The 21,198-nt window shown below is 39.7% G+C and carries 15 protein-coding genes and 2 tRNA genes; 7 read left to right on the top strand and 10 right to left on the bottom strand.

Going from position 1 to position 21,198, the window contains the following annotated elements; all coding sequences use genetic code 11:
- The 3 genes from MWU84_RS06235 to MWU84_RS06225 form a co-directional block, all read left to right on the top strand.
- Positions 1-2,661 (top strand): gliding motility-associated C-terminal domain-containing protein (locus tag MWU84_RS06235; RefSeq protein WP_246899512.1); only part of this gene is annotated, 2,661 nt, incomplete at its 5' end.
- Positions 2,662-2,669: 8 nt separating this feature from the next.
- Entirely contained in the window at positions 2,670-3,662 is a 993-nt protein-coding gene (locus MWU84_RS06230) for a type IX secretion system membrane protein PorP/SprF (RefSeq protein ID WP_246899509.1), read from the top strand.
- A gap of 13 nt (positions 3,663-3,675) precedes the next feature.
- Positions 3,676-5,607, top strand: a complete 1,932-nt coding sequence (locus MWU84_RS06225; RefSeq protein WP_246899506.1) for an OmpA family protein — start codon at positions 3,676-3,678, stop codon at positions 5,605-5,607.
- 35 nt (positions 5,608-5,642) lie between these two features.
- Here MWU84_RS06225 and MWU84_RS06220 read toward each other — a convergent pair whose 3' ends face one another.
- The 8 genes from MWU84_RS06220 to mutS form a co-directional block, all read right to left on the bottom strand.
- Complete coding sequence (locus MWU84_RS06220; protein ID WP_246899537.1) at positions 5,643-5,834, bottom strand: hypothetical protein; 192 nt, start codon at positions 5,832-5,834, stop codon at positions 5,643-5,645.
- A gap of 138 nt (positions 5,835-5,972) precedes the next feature.
- A complete protein-coding gene (locus MWU84_RS06215; protein ID WP_246899503.1) occupies positions 5,973-7,223 on the bottom strand; it encodes a divalent metal cation transporter in 1,251 nt (416 codons plus the stop codon).
- Between the two features lie 32 nt (positions 7,224-7,255).
- A complete protein-coding gene (locus MWU84_RS06210) occupies positions 7,256-7,891 on the bottom strand; it encodes an ElyC/SanA/YdcF family protein (protein WP_246899501.1) in 636 nt (211 codons plus the stop codon).
- 177 nt (positions 7,892-8,068) lie between these two features.
- Positions 8,069-8,521, bottom strand: coding sequence for a hypothetical protein (locus MWU84_RS06205; protein ID WP_246899497.1), 453 nt, complete (start codon positions 8,519-8,521; stop codon positions 8,069-8,071).
- A gap of 574 nt (positions 8,522-9,095) precedes the next feature.
- Positions 9,096-9,947, bottom strand: coding sequence for a DUF1080 domain-containing protein (locus MWU84_RS06200; RefSeq protein WP_246899494.1), 852 nt, complete (start codon positions 9,945-9,947; stop codon positions 9,096-9,098).
- Positions 9,948-10,729: 782 nt separating this feature from the next.
- Positions 10,730-10,813 (bottom strand) — tRNA-Leu (locus tag MWU84_RS06195).
- Positions 10,814-10,844: 31 nt separating this feature from the next.
- A tRNA-Gly gene (locus tag MWU84_RS06190) sits at positions 10,845-10,920 on the bottom strand.
- Between the two features lie 167 nt (positions 10,921-11,087).
- Positions 11,088-13,664: a DNA mismatch repair protein MutS gene (mutS, locus tag MWU84_RS06185; protein WP_246899492.1), complete on the bottom strand. Its 2,577-nt coding sequence runs from the start codon at positions 13,662-13,664 to the stop codon at positions 11,088-11,090.
- Positions 13,665-13,874: 210 nt separating this feature from the next.
- On the opposite strand from mutS, the gene MWU84_RS06180 reads away from it, so the two are divergent.
- A complete protein-coding gene (locus MWU84_RS06180; RefSeq protein WP_246899490.1) occupies positions 13,875-14,405 on the top strand; it encodes an RNA methyltransferase in 531 nt (176 codons plus the stop codon).
- Positions 14,406-14,724: 319 nt separating this feature from the next.
- Here MWU84_RS06180 and folK read toward each other — a convergent pair whose 3' ends face one another.
- A complete protein-coding gene (gene folK, locus MWU84_RS06175; RefSeq protein ID WP_246899488.1) occupies positions 14,725-15,870 on the bottom strand; it encodes a 2-amino-4-hydroxy-6-hydroxymethyldihydropteridine diphosphokinase in 1,146 nt (381 codons plus the stop codon).
- Between the two features lie 185 nt (positions 15,871-16,055).
- Between folK and sppA the strand changes: the two genes are divergently transcribed.
- The 3 genes from sppA (at position 16,056) to MWU84_RS06160 (ending at position 18,993) form a co-directional block, all read left to right on the top strand.
- Positions 16,056-17,816 carry a signal peptide peptidase SppA gene (gene sppA / locus MWU84_RS06170; RefSeq protein WP_246899486.1) on the top strand — a complete coding sequence of 587 codons (1,761 nt, stop codon included), beginning with the start codon at positions 16,056-16,058 and terminating at the stop codon, positions 17,814-17,816.
- Between the two features lie 283 nt (positions 17,817-18,099).
- The gene (locus tag MWU84_RS06165; RefSeq protein WP_246899484.1) at positions 18,100-18,561 is read left to right on the top strand and encodes an alpha/beta hydrolase; all 462 of its coding nucleotides are present in this window, start codon (positions 18,100-18,102) and stop codon (positions 18,559-18,561) included.
- Positions 18,562-18,564: 3 nt separating this feature from the next.
- Positions 18,565-18,993: an alpha/beta hydrolase gene (locus tag MWU84_RS06160; protein ID WP_246899482.1), complete on the top strand. Its 429-nt coding sequence runs from the start codon at positions 18,565-18,567 to the stop codon at positions 18,991-18,993.
- Positions 18,994-19,088: 95 nt separating this feature from the next.
- On the opposite strand, the gene MWU84_RS06155 is transcribed toward MWU84_RS06160, so the two are convergent.
- Complete coding sequence (locus MWU84_RS06155; protein WP_246899479.1) at positions 19,089-21,170, bottom strand: DUF5723 family protein; 2,082 nt, start codon at positions 21,168-21,170, stop codon at positions 19,089-19,091.
- Between the last annotated feature and the right edge of the window lie 28 nt (positions 21,171-21,198).

Here is a 21,198-nt window from a genome sequence, read left to right as displayed (position 1 = left end):
AACGGTGCCGGTGTAGCTGCGACCGACACATCTTCTAAGACTACTTCTGTACCTACCGGCTATACGGTTAGCATCGACCAGGACCCGATCAACGCGGGGAACCAGACGGCGGTGAGCTTTACTTTTACTGGGGCTACGGTGGGCACGACCTACAATTATAGTTTCAGCAGTTCCGGGGGCGGGACCAACGTTACGGGAACGGGGACAATAACCGGGGCGGGTCAGACCATCTCTGGCAATGATCTTAGCGGCCTTGGTGACGGGACCATCACTTTGAGTGTGACGCTGACCAACGTTAACGGTGCCGGTGCTCCGGCAACCGATACATCGATAAAGGATACCGTGGCGCCTACAGGTTATTCGGTAAACATCAACCAAGACCCAATTACTACCAGTAATCAGACAGCTGTTAGCTTCACTTTTACTGGAGCTACTGTAGGTACTACGTACAATTATAGTTTTAGTAGTTCCGAGGGTGTGGCCAATGTTACGGGAACAGGCACCGTGTCAGGGGCCGGGCAGACTATCTCTGGTATCAATTTGAGCAGTCTTGCGGATGGGAATATCACTTTAAGTGTAACTCTTACTGATAATGTAGGTAATATAGGGAATACAGCTACGGATACTTCAACGAAAATTACGGCCGGAGTTGCTATAGATGATGTACTTGTAAATGAAGATGACGGTACCGCTACGTTTACGGTAACTTTGAATGGAACTGTACTTCTGGGGACATTTGTTTCGTATGAAACTGCCAATAACACGGCCATGGCCGCATCCGATTATGTAGCAGATTCCGGCACCCTTTTCTTCTCGGGTTTGAGTGGACAGACAAGAACAATAACTATTGATATTAATGACGATACGGAGGCGGAGAACACCGAAACTTTTTATGTGAATTTGACCAATGCTACAGGCTTTGCCCTAATTAGTAAGTCACAAGGTGTAGGTACTATTGCCGATAACGATAATTGTATAGAGGCGCCTCTAATAAATAGTACTCCTACTATTTTTTGTGATGCCTTTACCCAAGATTTGGATGCTTATACGGACACTGACATTCCTGCTGGCTTTGAACTGATTTGGAGCAGTAACAGTGATTTTTCCATTGAAGGGGCTAGATTAAATACTAGTGTTGTGGATTTTGAGGCTACTTTTTATGGATTCCTATTTAATGAAGGTACCGGTTGTTTAAGTCCGCCTTTGGAAGTAACCTTGGTGCGTAATATTCCTCCCGAAATATTGGATACAACACCTTCAACCATTTGCGGGCAAGGGACGGCAACGATTAGTGCAACCGTTACTGATGGCGGAAGTATATTTTGGTACAGTGAGGAATCAGGAGGACTTCCTTTAGGGGAAGGAAGTAACTTCGAGACACCAAGCGTCAATGTAACTACAACCTTTTGGGTAGAAGCTTCTGCCAACGAGTGTATAACGGAACGGACTCCTGTTATAGTGACGGTGTCAGAGCAGGTTTCGGTAGGTACAATAACAGATACTTCCGCTTGCAGTATACCTGGGGGTGGACCTACTACAGTAGATTTGGACGACACCAGGGCCGGAGGTACGGCCGGGGTTTGGACAATAGTAGGCACCCCACCGAGTACCGTCGCTATTGGTGCGGATAATATTGTTGATTTTGAGGGCGTCGCAGATGGGGATTACGTCTTCAGGTTTACCACAAATACTGCTGTTTCTCCTTGCGTAGATGAAAGTGTGGATGTAACCATAACCGTAACTACCTGTACAATGGATAGTGATGGTGATGGCCTTTTTGACAGGGATGAAACTGCTCTAGGACTGGATCCCACTCTTCGGGATACCGATGCCGATGGTATTGAAGATGGGGTAGAAGTGGGGCCAGATATAAATAATCCTATCGACACTGATAGTGACGGAATAATAGATGCTTTGGATTCCAATATTTTGGATTCGGACAATGATGGTGTAGTGGATCAATTGGATCCCGCGAACACAAATCCTTGTATCCCTAATATTTCGACTGCCTGTAGGATTGACCTTGCCCTAGAGAAAACTGTGGATAGGGAAAGTATATTGGTGGGTAGGGAAGTCATATTTACCGTAACGTTGACCAATCTTAGCCAAATTATGGTGACCAATATAGCTGTGAACGATCTTGTAAGCCCTGCCACGGGATTCCGATATGTAATTCATTCCGCTTCTAAAGGGGATTATGATGCAGTGGCTGGAGTATGGCAATTGGATGAAATGTTGGCGGAAGAGGTGGTTACCTTGACCATTACCGCCGAGGTGCCTGAAATAGGAACCTATCAAAATATAGCCGCCATTGTGGATTCTTTTCCTGAAGATGGAAATGCCACCAACAATACAGCTTCAGCTTCAGTAACCGTTACCCCTCGGTCATCGAGCGAATGTGGATTCTTGTTTAATCAAATTTCTCCTAACGGGGATGGATTTAATGATTCGGTCTATATAAACTGCATTGGGGACTACCCCAATAATACCCTTGAAGTTTATGACCGATATGGTAATGAGGTCTTCGCGGCCAGCGGTTATGACAATACTTGGATGGGGACAGGGAAAAATGGGAATTTGCCAAAAGGAACCTACTTTTATATCTTGGATCTTGGCGATGGAACGGAAGTTCGTAAAGGTTGGATCCAAATCATAAGATAAAATAGACTATGAATTTAAGAATATACGATAAAGGGTATAGAGATATTTTATTGTTTTTTTGCCTACTGTTTTTTTCTGCGGGCATGCTTTTTGCACAGAAAGAACCTCAGTATACCCAATATATGTACAATATAGGAAGTTTTAACCCTGCCTATGTGGGTACCGTAGAGACTCCGGATATTACTGGTTTGTACCGTGTGCAATGGTCCGGAATACCAGGGGCACCAAAAACATTGCGGTTTGGCGTAAATCTACCATTGGCCAATGAAAAAAATGGCTTGGGCTTTAATGTGGTAAGTGATCAATTGGGGCCCACGACCCAAACATACATAGACTTGGCCTATTCCTTTCAGGTGAAGCTATCAGATGATACTAAACTCTCTTTTGGGGTAGATGCTGGAGGTTCCTTGCTTGATGTAGATTATACCAAAGGCGATTTTGAAAACCCAAATGAGCCCTTGTTAAACAATGCGGATACCTTTAATAAATTTTATCCCACAGTAGGGGCTGGGATGTTTATGTATCAAGAAAATTGGTACGTAGGACTGTCGGTACCCAATTTTTTAACGTCGGGGATATATGCGGATGAAGTTGCCAATATAGTGGAGGATAAGATGCAGTTTAATGTTATAGGGGGTTATGTTTTTGATTTTTCGGAAGGCCTCAAGTTTAAACCAGCTTTCTTAATGAACTATCTAAAGGGCTTGCCCTTAAACCTAAATTTGTCCGCTAATTTTTTAATTAGCGATATGGTGACTTTAGGAGCATCCTATAGGCTGGATAATGCCTTAAGTGGCTTAGCCGGATTGCAAGTGTCCAATAGTCTCTTTCTTGGGTATTCTTATGATTATAATACCAACGGATTAGGGGAATATAGTGAGGGCTCACATGAAGTAATTCTAAAGTTCTATTTAGGTAGGGCAATTGGAAAAAGTAAAAAGGACAAGAAAAAAGATCAAAAAGGAATGCCTAAACAAATAGACAGTCCTCGGTTTTTCTAAAACATTAATGAATATGAAGTTTAGTTTAGTAGTTATATTTTTCCTTCTATTGTCGTCCTTCGGTTTTGCACAGCAAAAAAAATCCAAAGGAGATATTTTGTTTTTTGAATATTCCTACAACCAGGCCATTTTAGAATATCAAAAAGAATTGAGGGAATCCAAACTTTCCAATACGCAGTATTTAAACCTAGCGGATTCCTATATGAAAATAGGGAATTATAAAAAGGCCTCGGACATATATGTTGATATATTTCAGAAGGATACTACTATGTCCAAATATCATTTTAATAAAATGCTGCAGTCCTTGGCCAAAACCTCGGAGGTGGATAAGGTTAAGGCTTATTTGGCCACAAGAGAAGATAAATTACCAACGGAATTGGTGGAGAATTCGAGTTTTAATTATGAATTAATAGCGACTAATAGGAATGAGGAATTGGATTTTGAGATATTCAATATAAGTGGAAATAGTCCTCAATCCGATTTTTCTCCGACTTTTTTTAAAGAAAGTTTGTTGTTTTCGAGTGATAGACCTGATGGATCTAAGAGTATCTACGGCCCATCGGGTAAATCGTACATTAATATATACGAGTCCAGAATAGATCTTCAAGGCAATGTAATTGATCCGCAGCCATTCAAGGGCATTACAGATACTAAATTCCATAGGGCTACCCCTTATTATTCCAAGGAGTTGGGCAATATATTCTATGTCCTGTCCAATTCTGACGGCGAGAATTTGGAATTCAGTGATAACGGGAAAAACGCCCTGTCAATCGGAATGACCAATGGACAAAGGTCGTTTAAGTATGTATTACGGGATCCGGATACCTCATTTTATTATCCATTTTATGAGGCAGCTACCGGCCGATTGTTTTTTGCGGCCGATTTTGGGGATGGTTATGGAGGAACTGATATCTATTATGTGTATACCAATGATGGATTGATAATGTCGTCCCCTACTAATTTAGGCCCTAGGATCAATACTCCTGGGAATGAAATTGCCCCGTTCATTTTTGAGAACAATCTGTATTTTTCTTCGGATATATTTTATGGTCTGGGAGGAATGGATATTTATAAATCAACCGTTCATTCGGACGATTCCTATAGTATCCCTATCAATCTTGGGGAAGGTATAAATTCATCAAAGGACGACTTTGGTTTTATTATTAAAAATAATGATACCAACGGGCTATTGGGCTATTTTTCATCCAATAGGGACGGTGGCAAAGGTGGTGATGATATTTATGGATTTAATGTTAAAGAAAAACCTGGATTAAAAACCTTGTCTCTAAAAGGAAAAGTCGTTAATCTTTCTTCTAATAACGGGGTCTCCAAGGCTCAAGTTAGGCTTATTGACAAAGATGGAAAGTTGGTTAAAGAAATATTTGCCGACGAGAATGGAGATTACAGTATTGAAATTCCTTTTCAGAACAACATTACCATTGAAGCGACTAAAGAAAAGCATTCCATATTTTCAGTGACTTATCAAGATGGCGAATTGGAAGAAATCCAAGAGAAAGCTTTTAATATGGGAATTAAATTTTTGGATGATTTGGTAGAGGAGCAAGAGGACCAAACGGTGGTGAAATTGAAAAAGTTCTTTTTTGAAAAGGGACAGAGCAATGTTACTCCTGAAATTGCCCAGGAGTTGGATAAGGTGGTCGACGTTATGAATAGATTTCCACAATTACAACTTAGGGTAGAATCCCATACCGATAGTAGGGGCGGGTCTAGTTCCAATTTTACCCTATCCCAAAACAGAGCGGATGCCATTAAGAATTATCTCTTGGAACAAGGCGTGCCATCTCGCAGTATTCTATATTCCATTGGTTATGGTGAGGAAAAACTCTTGAACGGTTGCAAGAATGGTGTTTTTTGTTTGGATATGCTGCACAATAAGAACGAAAGGTCCTTGATTGTTGTGCTTAATTATAATTTATTGTTCTAGGAATTAACGGATTGTAATTTGGGGTCTTTTACACCTTATCTTGCTAAATTACACGCATTGCAGTCCTTTATTTCACCATAGTAGGTTTCTCTATACTTATGGAGTGTCCTTACAGGAATACCGAAAATCACTTCTTTTATATAGGTTACACGGGTATAGAGAATCCCCATTTTGGAATTGTAACGCTTTTCGTTTCTTGTTTTTCTCTGTATACGAATCAATTTCATTATTCTGCGCTTCTTCTTCATAATGTACAAAGATTAAGGAATGATTCGCAAAAAGCAAATTTTAGGTGTTAAGTCTTTACTAAACGCTTCAAAATGACCAAGATCCATACATTTGAATGCTATTTACAGTTGCTCTGATTAAAACAATAGCATCCAACAATAATAAATGGAAAAGAGTGTGAGAAATATTATGCCGAAATAGGTTAATATTTGCAGGTTTCTATTGGGTCTGTTTCTTACCGGTATTTCGTGGCTCATTACGTTCTTTAGATTCATAAACCCTATGATTGGTGCCGTAACAAATGATACAAAAGTAGCCATGGCAACTAGGATGCCCATATTGGCAGAAAAGGTACTTATGACCATAAAATTTATTACCGCTAATAGTAACACTCCAATAGTAAATCCTTTATTCTTTATAACTTCCTTTTTGGGGAACAGCAAGCTTAGGATGTCAACACTTACCCTACTAAGTGCATCGTGTGCGGTAATGCAGGTGCTGAACATGGTGGCAAATGCAGCTATGGCTATTAAAATATATGCCCATGATCCAATATTAGTGGTAAACAGTTGAACCAGTTGGTCCGCAAAAACTACAGCACTATTACTCAATTCCGTATTGGTGCCATAGAGCGTATACCAACCTATGATCATAAATAAAATAGCCAAAATAGCTGTGGTGAAATAGCCGAACTTGAATTCTTGGAGAGCTTCCTTTAGAGTGGGTTTTTGTTCGGAATTTTTAAATTTTTCAATGCTCCAAAGACTTATCCAGCTAGAAGCCTCAACGGCCGTTGGCATCCACCCCATTAGTCCTATTAAAAAAAGGATTCCCACTTCATTAAAAATATTGGGTGTTTTAAAGTTCTCTACTTCCGTAACTTTCCCGTTGGCGATTACCAAAATTGTAGTCACCAAAAGGGCCAAAAATAAAATGGATATCACATACTTGAGGGAGATTTCCAGAAATTTATAACGTCCAACAATAAGTAGGGCACAGATTAAAATAAAAAGTCCGCCTGCTACAACACTTACCGGGGTATTGGTTAGTTGAAAAAGATTAATTAGCAACCCTGAGGTGACCACATAGAGCGCGGCGAGAATGGTAAAAGTACTGAACAAGGTAATAATGGCATAAAAGATTAGGTAGGCCTTGCCGCGATTTAGGTAACCTTCTATTAGTGTTTTATTGGTTATATTAGTGTACCGAACTCCAAATTCGAAAAATGGATATTTAAAGATGTTGGCCAATAAAATGGGGATTACCATAATCCATCCATATTGGGCACCTGCTTTGGTGGATAGCACTAAATGGGAAGTGCCTATGGCCGTACTGGCAAAAAGTAGGCCCGGACCAAGGTTTTTAATTAAATTTTTTATGGAAGCCATAATGGACATAGCAGGGGTAAATATAGCTAAGATTAGTTGATTTCAATTTTCTCCCCATAGAATTTTGGTTGAGTGTTGAGCGCTAAATCAATAAATACTTTTACGCGTGCAAAATACTCTCTAAGATGAACTTTTAAGCCGTATTTTATGGAAAGATCCTCAGCATTATAACCTATGGCATATAATCCTTTTTGTTCTGCGATATAAATTGCACGTTCGTTGTGGAATTTTTGGGATATAATAGTAACACTGTCCAATCCGAAAATGAACTTGGCCCTGACCATGGAATCCAAAGTGCGAAAACCAGCGTAATCCAAAAAAATTTTTTCACTGGGAATGCCTCCTCTTATTAGATCTTTTTTGAAAACAGTGGGTTCGTTGTAGTACTGAGTACTATTGTCGCCACTAACCAATATATAATCTATTTTACCTGCTTTAAATAGTTCCAAGGTGGCTTTGATTCTATTGGTGTAAAAGGGATTGGAGCCTCCTCCAACCAGCCTGTTGGAAGTGCCCAGGACAAGACCTACTTTGTTTTTGGGAATCTTCTTTAAGTTGTTGTAGGTTCTGTTTATAGTGGCATTTTCAATGATATGATCGCAGCTGGCCAAAACCAAAAAAATGCCGACTAACCCAAGTAGAAATAAAATGCCAATTTTCTTTTTCATCTGACACGAGAATCATTTTTAAAGTTAAGTAAACCTATCATATGTCGACCTGAATATACATTGGTTTTTTTTGTCCTTGTCCTTGTCTGACGATCAAAGCAGAAAGCATAATGATTATACAAATAAACCCCGACGTATTGGGTCGGGGTTTACATAATATTTTAAAAGACAAATAACTTAGTTGCCATTGGCACCAATATTGCCTTCAGTAATAACGATTTCCAGGTGATCTTCATTTTGATGGATCTTAATGTGACCATCAAATTTTAACAGTTGCTCGTATGTAATTGGAGTTCCATCGTCCAAAGTAGTGACAATGGTACTGCTGGATTCGCAATCGCAATCTATCGGCTCTAAGGTAATGGCTACTTCCCCGCCAGTTTCTGCGTTGTTAAAATAAATAAACGCTGGGTGTATGTCCGTCGACGACCCGTTTATCTCTAGAAGAACGGTCGTTGAGCCATCTTCATTCTTTTTAAAAGTAACTTTACCGGAAATATTGGAATTGGAGACAGAACTCAGTGTGTACAACTTAACACTTGTCGAGGATTTAGAGGAAGAATCATCTTTGCTGCATCCAGTGAATATTAGTGATATGGAAAGCAATAATAAGTAGTAATACTTTTTCATTTTACGGAGGAATTAAATTATATACTCAAAGATTCTAAATTATTTAGATCATTATTATATAAAAACTTTAATCGGTATAAAAAGTCGATGAATTGTAAAGAAATACCTACTTCGGCTACAACAACTAAATTGATGGAGGTTAATTTAATCCTATTAAAAGGTGAGCTAAACTTAACTAATTATAAATGTATGTAGTCCATTTGTTTTAAAGGAAGTTTACTTCGCGTGGTTTTACTCTGTATAAGCTGCCATGAAATGCTTATGACTAAAAAAGATAGCTACTGAAACCCCAAAAGTCACTTATCCGGTCAAAAATAGATTAAGTTATTCGGGCATTAGGATTTTTTGGACTTTTTATCCCTTTTGGCTGCTTTTTTTTCCTTTGCCGTTAATAAGGGTTCTTTTTTTATATTCTTCTTTGCATCTTGACTCTTTGCCATAGTAATTGTTTTTATCAAAGATAATGAATATGGGCACTGTTATTGCTAAAGGAACATTATTTGTAAAATAATCTAATTAGTAAGGGCATGTAGTTAAATACAGCGAAGCAAATATTGTTCTTTAGCTAAATTATTTATTCTTGCAATGCTACACGTTTTTGGGCCATTAGTTTTGCGATAACCTTTTCCAGTTTCTTAGGTTTGTCCGCATACTTTTCTAAATCAATAATTTCTACTTTTCTGAAGTCTACAGGGTGACTTTCGCTTTGAAGGGAAATGCTTCCCGACTTTAGGAGTTCCCCTTCTTCCGATCCCTTAATCGGATCTAGCTGGGGTTTGTTATAACGCATAACCTCTTCCCCATTTACATAATGTACAATTAAAGAGTCCCCTAGAACAAGGACTTCCGACCTTACCCATTGATCCCCGTGGTAGGTTTTGGAGGATGAATTGGTGCAATGTTGTTTTACTATTTTGCCATCTTTTACATATTGGGTGCCAGGTGTACATAGATTTGCCGTGGAACGTTCATCTTTGCCATTGCCCCCAAGTAGCTGTACTTCAATGGAATTCGGGAAATCCTGGTCTACCGTCATGGTTGCCGGATCTTGACCATGGATCATTATGCCACTATTTCTGTAGGCCCAACCTGGACCTTCATTGACTTGATCCCCAACAAAGCGGTATTCGACCCCTATTAAATACGACGAATAGGGCTGTTTGTAGAACAAATGGCCGAATTGTTCATCAAATTCGGAGTATTGGTCGTATCTCACTTGAATATTACCATCATTGACACGAAAAGTGTTGCCAAAATTATCGTTTAATTTATGGTGTCTTATTTTTATTTGCCAGTCATTTAAATCCTTTCCATTGAACAACTGTTTCCACTTCATATTTTTTTGAGCAGAACATTCACTGGAGATTAGACCTAGACCAATGACAAATAAAATGGTATATAGTGATTTGCTGGATTTGGCTTTCATAAGATAAATTATAGTTTAACAGGTCTAAAATAGTATTTTATATTAAGACAATGGGCCGATCATAGCGGACATTTATCTTTTTTGATTCAAAGGGTAAATATGGTTTTGGCTTATTACTTTGGTAGGTTTCCTTTGATTAAATGATTTCAGTTACTAATAAATGGTATTCCCCCTAAATCCTTATCAATGGAATATATGGTTTACAACTAATGCTGAGTATAACTAATGGTGTACCTAATTGAGGGGACGATTGTGAATCGCGAGTCCCGGTCGAACATGTTGATAAGAAAAGACCAGTCCTTGTAGGACTACTAGATTTGTTCCGCACCTTTTTACTCAAATAAATTTGGCTCGGCGACCAAAACAAAAAAAGCCAGAGCTTTTATTCTGGGAAAATTATGAGTGCATCAAATGTTGTTATAAGGGCGCGAATTACCTCACTTTGTTGGGTGAGTCCCGTCCGAACATGTTGAAAGTTGAAAATCCGGCATCTTATGCCGCATTTTTGTTTTGTCTGCTTTCGCTCAAATAAATTTGGCTCGGCGCCCAAAACAAAAAGCCAGAGCTTTTATTCTGGGAAAGTATTGTGGGTGTTAAATGTTGTTATAAGGGCGGGAATTACCTCACTTTGTTCGGTGAGTCCCGTCCGAACATGTTGAAAGTTGAAAAGCCGGCAACTTATGCCGCATTTTTGTTTTGTCCGCTTTCGCTCAAATAAATTTGGCTCGGCGCCCAAAACAAAAAAGCCCCGACCAAAAGGTCAGGGCTTTTCCACTTATCTGTACTCGAGGCGGGACTTGAACCCGCACGGACTAATGTCCATTGGATTTTAAGTCCAACGTGTCTACCAATTCCACCACTCGAGCCTAACTGCTCAGGGCAGTAGAGATTTTACAATGGAGCGAAAAACGGGATTCGAACCCGCGACCTCCACCTTGGCAAGGTGGCGCTCTACCAACTGAGCTATTTTCGCAATTTATATTAAGAACATTGCATCCTTTTCAGATGCGGGAGCAAATTTAATACAATTCTGTAAAAACCAAAGAACTTTTCACTAAAAAGAATCAAAATATTTATAATGTGCCCAAGGTTAATATTTTAGGTGGTATTTATTGGCCAAATGACCATCCGAAAGATCTCTTAAGCATTTTTCTTTTTAGTGAGCAAACGCTTAATTTCGTTGAGCTTCATCAAGGCTTCTACAGGGGTTAAAGTGTTGATGTCCAAGTGGGTAATTTCCTCCTTGATCTGTTCCAATAGGGGGTCGTCCAAATTGAAAAAGCTTAGTTGCATTTCATTTTGCACCAATTGTAGTTTATCCGAAAGCTCCTCGCTGGAATGTGATTTTTCCAGTTTTTTAAGAATCTTGTTGGCTTTGTGGATCACCTGTTGAGGCATCCCGGCCATTTTGGCCACATGTATTCCAAAACTATGCTCACTGCCACCCGGAGTAAGTTTTCGTAAAAAGAGCACATTGTCCTTTAATTCCTTTACGGAGACATTGAAGTTCTTAATTCGTGTAAATGTAGAGGTCATTTCATTTAGCTCGTGGTAATGTGTGGCAAACAAAGTTTTTGCCCTAACGGGATGCTCGTGTAAATATTCCGAAATGGCCCATGCAATGGAAATACCGTCATAAGTACTGGTGCCCCTGCCTATTTCATCCAAAAGTACTAGACTACGTTCCGAGAGATTGTTTAGAATAGAAGCTGTTTCGTTCATTTCCACCATAAAGGTAGATTCTCCCATAGAGATATTGTCACTGGCGCCAACCCGGGTAAATATTTTGTCCACATAACCAATTTTGGCAGCATCAGCGGGTACAAAACTTCCCATCTGAGCCAATAATACTATGAGGGCCGTTTGTCTTAAAATGGCCGATTTACCACTCATGTTTGGCCCGGTGATCATGATGATCTGTTGCTCGTCCCTGTTTAGGGTAACATCATTGGCAATATAGGCTTCGCCCAACGGCAATTGCTTTTCAATGACTGGATGCCTGCCTCCAATAATGGATAGTTCGGTGGAATCATCCATGTCCGGGGAAACGTAATTGTTTTCCTTGGCCAATTGGGTAAAGCCACAGAGGCAGTCCAACTGGGCTATTTGAAAGGCATTGTTTTGTACTGGAGCTATATATTCCTGCATCCAGACCACCAGTTGGGAAAATAATTGTTGCTCCAAACTTAAAATGCGCTCCTCAGCACCCAATATTTTAGCTTCGTATTCCTTTAACTCTTCGGTGATATAACGTTCGGCATTTACCAAGGTCTGCTTTCGGATCCAATCCTCGGGCACTTTGTCCTTATGGGTATTCCGCACTTCTATATAATAACCGAAGACATTGTTGGAGGCTATTTTTAAAGAGCTAATACCGGTGCGTGCCGTTTCCCTTTCCAGCATTTTGTCCAGATAGTCCTTGCCCGAAAAAGCCAGGCCTCTTAGCTCGTCCAATTCTACGGAATAGCCCTTGGCAATGGTACTCCCTTTTAGCATATTTACAGGAGCTTCCTCGCTGACCATTTCCTTGATCTTGCTCCTCAACATGTCGCAGTTATGCAGTTGGTCCCCAATAAGGTTCAAAGCTTCGTTCTTGCTTTTGGTAGTAATCTGTTTTATGGGGACAATGGCCTCCAAAGAATTTTTAAGTTGCACCACCTCCTTGGGATTTATTTTCCCTGTGGCTACCTTGGAAATCAATCTCTCCAGATCTCCAATCAATTTAATGCCACTTTGTAATTTTTGATGGGCAGCGTCGTTTTCGATCAAATAGGTAATTACCTGATGTCTTCTTCGGATTTTTTCGATATTCTTTAAAGGAAGCGCCAACCACCTTTTTAACATTCTTCCACCCATAGGTGAAATGGTCTTGTCTATGACATCCAAAAGGGTGACCGCATTTTGATTATTGGAATTGTAGAGTTCCAGGTTTCTTATGGTAAACCTGTCCATCCAAATATGTTCCTCTTCCGCAATGCGCTGAAGGGTATTGATATGCTGTAATTGCCTGTGCTGGGTATCTGAAAGGTAATGCAGTACAACCCCCGCTGCTACTATTCCATGGGTCAAATGGTCAACGCCAAAACCTTTAAGGCTTTTGGTTTTAAAATGATTGGTAAGTGTCTCCAGGGCATAATCATCCTGAAAGATCCAATCTTCAATAAAAAAGGTGTGGAAGTTTTTACCGAATACCTCCAAGAATTCCTTTTTGTTAGCTTTGGATACCAAGACTTCGTTGGGTGAGAAATTTTGGAGCAATTTGTCAATCTGTTCTTCATTGCCTTCCGAAGTTAGAAATTCCCCGGTGGATATATCCACAAAGGATATCCCCAATCTTTTTCTTCCAAAGTGCACCGCACATAAAAAATTGTTCGTCTTGGCCGAAAGAATATCGTCGTTCATGGCCACACCAGGGGTAACCAGTTCTGTAACCCCTCTTTTTACTATGGTCTTGGTAAGTTTCGGGTCTTCCAACTGATCGCATATGGCTACCCGTTGCCCGGCTTTTACCAGTTTGGGCAAATAGGTGTTTAGGGAATGGTGCGGAAAACCGGCAAGTTCTGTTCTATCACCACCATTGTTCCTGTGGGTAAGAATAATGCCCAGAATTTTTGATGCTTTAACGGCGTCTTCCCCAAAAGTCTCGTAAAAATCCCCAACACGGAACAATAAAAGGGCATCAGGGTATTTCACCTTAATGGTATTGTACTGCTTCATTAAAGGGGTTACCTTTTTTGTTTTTCCCGAGTCTGCCAAAAGCGATTTTATTAACTTATTTTTGCATTCCTTTTCTAGGATAACGAATGTAAGGTTTATCTGCTGGAATGTAAACTATTGTTGATATTTTGGGGATAACTTTAAGTTAAATGGACAGGAAATTGTAACATGATTTCGGAGGTATAACGAACAAAATTTAAATTGGATTGAATGCGTAAATTGGAGAATAGTGAATTGGACCGACTCAATGTGGAGGAGTTTAAACAGATAGAAAAGTCACCTATTATTATTGTGCTGGACAATGTAAGGAGCTTGAACAATATAGGATCTGTGTTTAGAACAGCGGATGCCTTCTTAGTTGAGAAGATCTACCTCTGCGGTATTACCGCAACCCCACCGCATAAGGATATTCACAAGACTGCCTTGGGTGCAACCGATAGTGTTTCTTGGGAATACCGTGAAAACGTTTTGGAATTGCTGAAAGAACTAAAACAGGATGGCTATAATGCTTTATCTGTTGAACAGGCTGAAAATGCCGTGATGTTGAATGACTTTAAAGTGAATAAAGATCAAAAATATGCCTTAATTTTTGGTAACGAGGTTAAGGGTGTTTCCCAAGAGGTGGTCTCCAATAGTACCAATGTTCTGGAAATTCCGCAATACGGAACCAAACACTCCTTGAATATTTCGGTAAGCGTAGGTATCGTGGTTTGGGATCTATGGGCTAAATTGAAGGTATAGATTATATTTTTGGCTCCCTTCTTGGAACCTTTGTGTAGCGCTGTCGAAGGGTTGGACAGCAAAGAAGCCGAGGGTCCATGAATACCTTTAAATAACAATAGAAATCACTTGGGTAAAATCAATTAAAAAAGAATTTGTTTAAAACCAAAAACCCAACCTTTAGGTTGGGTTTGGCACTATATAGTTTGAGTTAGTTAGTTTAAAACCTTAAAGTCTTTCCATCGTACTTTTTAACGTTCCGTACGACTCAAAATGGCTTTATTGGACGCGCAAGTAAATAAATTGATTTGTCCTGTGCAAATAATATGTGAAAATTATCTTAAAATGAGAGTTTCACCGCAAATTTTTGGATTTGGTCCAATATTACCTCATAATCATTATTATTTTCTACAAAGTCCAGTTCGCTAATATCCAAAATAAGGTTATTTTGCTCTGGAAAACTTTTAATAAAATCGAAATACCCCCTGTTCAAATTTTCCAAATACTCAGGGGCTATGCTCTGTTCGTAATTTCTACCCCTTTGCTTTATGTTCTGTAGTAATCGTTCGGTATTTTGATACAGATAAATGTACATTTTAGGCTTCTTTATCTCTTTGTGCATTAGATTGAAGAGCTTCCTGTACAGTTTAAATTCCTCCTCCTGTAGGGTGACCTTGGCGAAGATCAGTGATTTGTTAATGTCATAATCGCTTACCATAAAATTCTTGAACAGATCAAACTGTGAAGTATCGTCCATAAATTGCTGGTAACGATCTGCTAGAAAAGACATTTCCAAGGGGAAGGCAAATCTACCTTGATCTTCATAAAACTTTGGCAGGAATGGATTGTCCGCAAATCTTTCCAAAACCAATTTTGCATTAAAATCCTGTCCAATCTTGTGTGCCAGCGTAGTTTTACCAGCGCCAATATTTCCTTCAATGGCAAGATATTCCAATTGGGAAAAAAGATGTGACCTGCTCGTATATAACTTATGAGGCGTTCGTGCAATATTGCTTTTGTCCTTACATTCCTGTAACAAATTTCTAGTATCCTTGTTTAGAATTGGATGGTAGAACTGTGGGGCTATGTCTGCCAATGGTCTAAGAACAAACCTTCTCAGCTGTAGGTTGGGGTGGGGGATGGTCAACGCATCGGTATTGATAATTTCCTTGCCATAATATAGGATATCAATGTCTACGGTCCTAGAGGAGTATCCTGTCCCTTGATCTCGTTCCCTGCCCAACTTTGTTTCTATCGCCAATAGTTTCTCCAAAAGAGTGGAAGGGGTAAGTAAGGTTTCTACAGCAATACAGGCATTGTAAAAATTGTCTCCTTCGAAACCCCATGCGGGCGTTTCATAGATAGGGGATGTTTTTATTACGTTACCCACAACGGATTGGATTAAAAATACCACGTCTTGCAGTTGGTTTAGTTTATCCCCAAGATTGCTTCCAAGTGAAAGATATGTTGTTGTGGTCCTGTTCATAATAGGCGGGCAAAGTAAACAAAAGTAATTAACTTCATAAAGGGAATTAACAAAAACAGAGGCAATTTTTATCGGCATTTCTCAAATTGACGCTCCGCACCTTGTACGCTATAAAATTCAACATTTATATTTACATCAATGCTACATTGGTTATCTTTGCAGGTTATTAGCAATACTTACTAGGAATGAACTTTTTAAGAAATTTATTAGCAGCAATCATAGGTTGTCTCATCGCTTTCGGAATCATGTTTTTCATGTTTCTTGTTTTAGCCGCCCTCATCGGTCAAGGTGAAGATACCGTAGTGGTCAAGGATAATTCTGTTTTGGAAATTCAATTGCAGACCCCTATCAATGATTATGTGGGGATGGATGAATCCAATCCCTTTGCAGGATTCTTCAATGTAAATCAGGGATTGGACGAGATATTGCATGCCATTCGTGTTGCCAAGGAAGACAATAAAATAAAAGGGATTAGCCTAAATAATAATGTGCTTATGGCCGGTTTGTCCCAAACGCAGGCCATTCGGGATGCCTTGACCGATTTTGGTGAGAGCGGAAAGTTTATATATGCATATGGCGATTTTTATACGCAGAAGGACTATTATTTGGCCAGTGCGGCCAATGAGGTATTCCTTAATCCCGTTGGCGCCATGGACTTTAAAGGATTGTCTACGGAAGTTTTGTTTTTTAAGGATCTTCAGGAAAAGTCTGGTATTAAAATGGAAGTGATTCGGCATGGGAAGTATAAGAGTGCCGTAGAACCTTTTTTGGCCAATGAAATGAGTGAGGCCAATAGGACGCAGATCAAAGAGTTGTTGGATGCCCTATGGCAATCCATGCTTACCAACATTTCGGAAAGTAGGGATATCTCTGTTAAAGATTTGAACCAGATTGCGGATACCTTGGGTACACGTACCTCAAAATATGCGGCATTATCCGGGTTGATCGATGAGGTAGTGTATTTCGATGAATATGAAAGCATGATCAAGGAAAAAATAGGGATAGATACGGCAGAGGATATCAACTATGTCCCAATATCCGATTATATACGAACAGCTGGCAAAATAAAAATCAATAGTGGTAATGATAAGATTGCTGTGATCTTTGCGCAAGGAGAAATCTGGTACGGGGAGGGAGGCTCCGATGTAATTGGTCAAGGAATTATTAATGACGCCCTAAAAAAAGCCAGGGAAGATAAGAATGTAAAGGCAATAGTGTTGAGGGTAAATTCCCCTGGAGGCAGTGCATTGGCTTCCGATATCATTTGGCGCGAGATCGAAATTACCAAGCAATCCAAACCAGTGGTGGTCTCCATGGGCGATGTCGCTGCTTCGGGAGGTTACTACATTGCGGCGGGAGCCGATAAGATCTTCGCCGAACCTACTACGATTACCGGGTCTATAGGTGTTTTTGGCACTGTTCCCAATATTAGTGAATTGGCAACGAACATAGGGGTGAATGCGGAACAGGTGGGGACCAACAAAAACTCGGTAGACTATTCCTTATTTGAACCTATGAACGATAGTTTTAGAAGCAACGTTTTGGAAGGGATAGAAGCTACCTATGAGACATTTTTGGATAGGGTGGCCCAAGGCCGTGGAATTACTTTGGCACAGGCCGATAGTGTTGCACAAGGTAGGGTATGGAGCGGGGTAGATGCCAAGCGCTTGGGATTGGTAGATGAATTGGGGGGACTGGATGAGGCTATTGAAGCGGCTGCTCAAATGGTAGGTTTGGACAACTATGGAATACGAAAACTCCCCAAGTACAAATCTGATTTTGAGAAGTTAATGGAAGATTTGGGAGGTGCTACTTCCAAAAGCAAGGAAAGCATTATTCAACAGGAAATCGGGGCTGAGGCATATGCCATTTTAAAGGAAATAAAGCAGGCCATGCAAAATAAAGGGATTCAGGCCAGAATGCCGTTTACCTTGAATATCAAATAGAAAATTTTTGATCCAAATAGGATTCAATCAAAATGACCGTGCAAATACATCTGGACGGTCTTTTTGATTTTAAATAAGTACTCGGATCTTAGGGTTTAAGCATAAATAACTATACTTTTTCCCTATAGTTTGGGATGTTTCAATTAGCAGGCTAACCCTTTGCTGCAATCGTCATCCTAACCATTACCTTAAATGTTATTATTCGTCAAAAACCACATCTATATGCGATTTTATGAATATTACACATTGCCTAAGTTTACCCGAATATAAAAAACTAGGTGGAATGACTAGATTGAAATTGGTTGGTTCTTTATTGCTTTTTTCCGGTTTTATTTCTTTTGGACAAAGTGCAATTGATGATCTTAAAAAGGAATATGATAGTTTGACCAAAAATACTCTTTATGGGAATAATCCGGATGCAGGAAAATATTATGACATTCGAGGATTTAATATGTACTGTGAAACTTATGGTTCTGGGGAGCCATTGCTTATAATTCACGGGAATGGCGCAAGTATTAATTCCATGGTTAAACAGATACCTTTCTTTTCTGAAAAATATAAGGTAATTGTAGCCGATAGTAGAAATCACGGAAAATTCATTGATCAAAGAGATTCTCTTACTTACAAAATGATGGCAGATGACTACGCTGCATTACTTTCCCAAATGAAAATTGATTCTGCTTACGTTTTGGGATGGAGTGACGGAGGAATAAATGGCTTGTTGTTGGCGATAAGGCATCCCTAAAAGGTGAAAAAATTGGTCATTACAGGGGCTAATTTGCGGCCTGACTCTTCAGCAGTTTCACCGGATGTATTGAAAAGGGTTACCAAGACCTATAATATGTTTGAAAAAATGTTTAGTGGAAAGGAAGCGAAAACATCAATGGATTCTATTGTTTATAAGTACATCAAACTGTTGGCAGAACAGCCAAATATTCCGGTCGGGGAGCTTCAAAGAATTAGTGCACCCGTCCTTGTTATAGGAGGGGATCATGATGTTATTAAACCCGCTCACACATTAAGTATATTTGAAAATATTCCAAATGCATATTTGTGGGTCTTACCTAATTCGGGTCATGCCACATTGGTTACCCGTGCAAATGAATTTAACAGGTCTGTTGATGGCTTTTTCACTTTTAAATACAGGAAAATTGAAGATAGGGAACGGGATTTTTAAACTTTAAAAACCCGTGTTGAACAATTCCATTCTAAAAAAAATAGGCTGTCCAAAAATGTTTGGACAGCCTATTTAAATTAAGTTTTATTTGTAAACTAGTTTTTTGCCAAGTTTATTTCTACCCGCCTATTTTCTGCCCGGCCAGCTTTGTACATGTTGGTAGCAATTGGTTTGCTTTCTCCATATCCTATAGACGTTAACCTAGAGCTTTCGATACCCTTTTCTACCAAAAATGTTTTAACGGAATGGGCCCTTTCTTCAGAAAGTTTTTGGTTGAAGGGCACACTGCCTATACTGTCCGTATGGCCCTCAACCGTAAATTTAGCATTGGGGTATTCATTAAGGATCTTAATGATATCTACTAAGACATTGGTAGACTCTATTTTAATCGTGGCCTTTCCCGAATTGAACAAGATGGTCTTGGCATACTCGTTCAAGGTCTTTTGAACCTCCTCGGTAACCTCTGGACAGCCATTATTGGCAACTGTTCCCGCTTGCTCGGGACAATCGTCATCTTTGTCCAATATACCATCGCCGTCAGAGTCCGGCCAAGGACATCCATTATTATCAACAACGCCAGCTTCTTCCGGACAGTTATCGTCCTTGTCCAATACACCATCATTATCGGTATCTTCCCATGGACAACCTTTGTTTTCAATAATTCCAGCTTCTTCTGGACAATTATCATCTTTGTCCAAGACTTGGTCACCGTCCGTGTCGGGCCAAGGGCATCCATTGTTTTCCACTGGTCCTGGAACCTCTGGACAACCATCTACCTTATCCAATACACCATCGTCATCCTTGTCTTTTGGCCTGGATTGGTAAATTGGAATTTTTAGTCCCGCATAAACATCAGCACCTTTGGATTCGTCGCTTGTCAATACTGTTAAAATAGATCCGGAACCGATATATAATGGCCCTGCCCTTAAACCAGCTCCCCATTGTACACCTAAGTTTTCTACATAGCTCACTGGAGAATAAAAGCTAAACCATTTGCTCTCGAACCTAGGGGTAAGCGAAACAATATTGGCAATGCTATTGGTATTGGCATTGCTTTTTGAAGTTATGGATAAATCGGTATTAAGGTTCATGTAAAAGCGGTTGTTGATGTTCCAATCGGCATTTAAATGCAAGGCGGTAGGCAAAACTGCTTTAGATGCGTTTCCAGACCTGATCTGTGTGTAGAGATTGTTCAATTTGTCCTCAAACCCTTCTTCGTTGTCAAAATCGTCTTCGCTTATAGAATTTGTAATGTCATATGCATCTTCAGTGCCTTCCTTATAATTAAGGCTACCTAGATCTGTTAATGACAGTCCAAATTTCAACTTGTATTTATTGATGTCCTTTGGAGCATAGGGATTGCCATCCTTGTCAGTAACGGTGTAATCTGCAAAATTGGGTCTCCATTCGTAAACAAAACCAAGATCTACACCAAATCCGTCCGCACTCTTTTTAAATTCATAGTCTTCAAAATCGTTGGTGATGTTATCGCTGTTGCCATAGGCTATTTCTCCTTGGGAGTCAATACTTCCCGTAGTTCCCGATCCGTCCGCATCATAGTCGATAACTATATTCTTTCCACTGGAATAGGCACTTCCATATCCCATTAGGTATTTTAGGGAGATACCTCCTTTAAGAAAGTGTTGCTCCTGATCCATTAGTACTGTGGCGTAAGTGACACCTGTTTCTGCCCATGCGTTGGCACTCATTTGATAATCACCTTCATCGACGTTGAAGTCTTCATTTTCATCAAACTCGTTGGAAATGTTGTCAAAGGTATCCCCATTAATATCGTTTACATTGGTAAATACCCTTCCTCGCGTGAAAATTGCCAAAGAATTTTTGGAATTAATGTTGAACATGAACGAAGGTCCCAAAATATCAACATTCCCATAAGCTGTATTTTTTTCTTTTGGGGATTTGGTTCCATCATCATCGAAATCGAAACTATCCTTAAATATATCCCCGAATTTCGCACCGTAATAGTCGTTTCCAACTAGCCCGCTAACCCCTATAAGGTTGATGTCCGTTTTAAATCTCGAATCAACTATATTCGCGGGATTGGAAATTAGACCATGCACCCCATTGTAATTGTCAGTGCCAAAACCAATATAAGATTGGCCCTGTACCGTTGCGGCAATTAAAATAATGAATGCTGTTAAAATACTTTTGTTCATACTTAAAAAGTTTAGTTTATTTCTTTTT

This window comes from Arenibacter sp. F20364 (assembly GCF_023015905.1).
Classification (GTDB): domain Bacteria; phylum Bacteroidota; class Bacteroidia; order Flavobacteriales; family Flavobacteriaceae; genus Arenibacter.
The sequence above is the reverse complement of the archived record's forward strand: the minus strand, read 5'-3'. Positions and strand labels throughout refer to the sequence as shown.

Bases quoted from the DNA above. Each gene is read 5' to 3' on its own strand.
- MWU84_RS06230 (WP_246899509.1), top strand. From the start codon at position 2,670: ATGAATTTAAGAATATACGATAAAGGGTATAGAGATATTTTATTGTTT.
- MWU84_RS06225 (WP_246899506.1), top strand. From the start codon at position 3,676: ATGAAGTTTAGTTTAGTAGTTATATTTTTCCTTCTATTGTCGTCCTTC.
- MWU84_RS06220 (WP_246899537.1), bottom strand. From the start codon at position 5,834: ATGAAATTGATTCGTATACAGAGAAAAACAAGAAACGAAAAGCGTTAC.
- MWU84_RS06215 (WP_246899503.1), bottom strand. From the start codon at position 7,223: ATGGCTTCCATAAAAAATTTAATTAAAAACCTTGGTCCGGGCCTACTT.
- MWU84_RS06210 (WP_246899501.1), bottom strand. From the start codon at position 7,891: ATGAAAAAGAAAATTGGCATTTTATTTCTACTTGGGTTAGTCGGCATT.
- MWU84_RS06205 (WP_246899497.1), bottom strand. From the start codon at position 8,521: ATGAAAAAGTATTACTACTTATTATTGCTTTCCATATCACTAATATTC.
- MWU84_RS06200 (WP_246899494.1), bottom strand. From the start codon at position 9,947: ATGAAAGCCAAATCCAGCAAATCACTATATACCATTTTATTTGTCATT.
- mutS (WP_246899492.1), bottom strand. From the start codon at position 13,664: ATGAAGCAGTACAATACCATTAAGGTGAAATACCCTGATGCCCTTTTA.
- MWU84_RS06180 (WP_246899490.1), top strand. From the start codon at position 13,875: ATGCGTAAATTGGAGAATAGTGAATTGGACCGACTCAATGTGGAGGAG.
- folK (WP_246899488.1), bottom strand. From the start codon at position 15,870: ATGAACAGGACCACAACAACATATCTTTCACTTGGAAGCAATCTTGGG.
- sppA (WP_246899486.1), top strand. From the start codon at position 16,056: ATGAACTTTTTAAGAAATTTATTAGCAGCAATCATAGGTTGTCTCATC.
- MWU84_RS06165 (WP_246899484.1), top strand. From the start codon at position 18,100: ATGACTAGATTGAAATTGGTTGGTTCTTTATTGCTTTTTTCCGGTTTT.
- MWU84_RS06155 (WP_246899479.1), bottom strand. From the start codon at position 21,170: ATGAACAAAAGTATTTTAACAGCATTCATTATTTTAATTGCCGCAACG.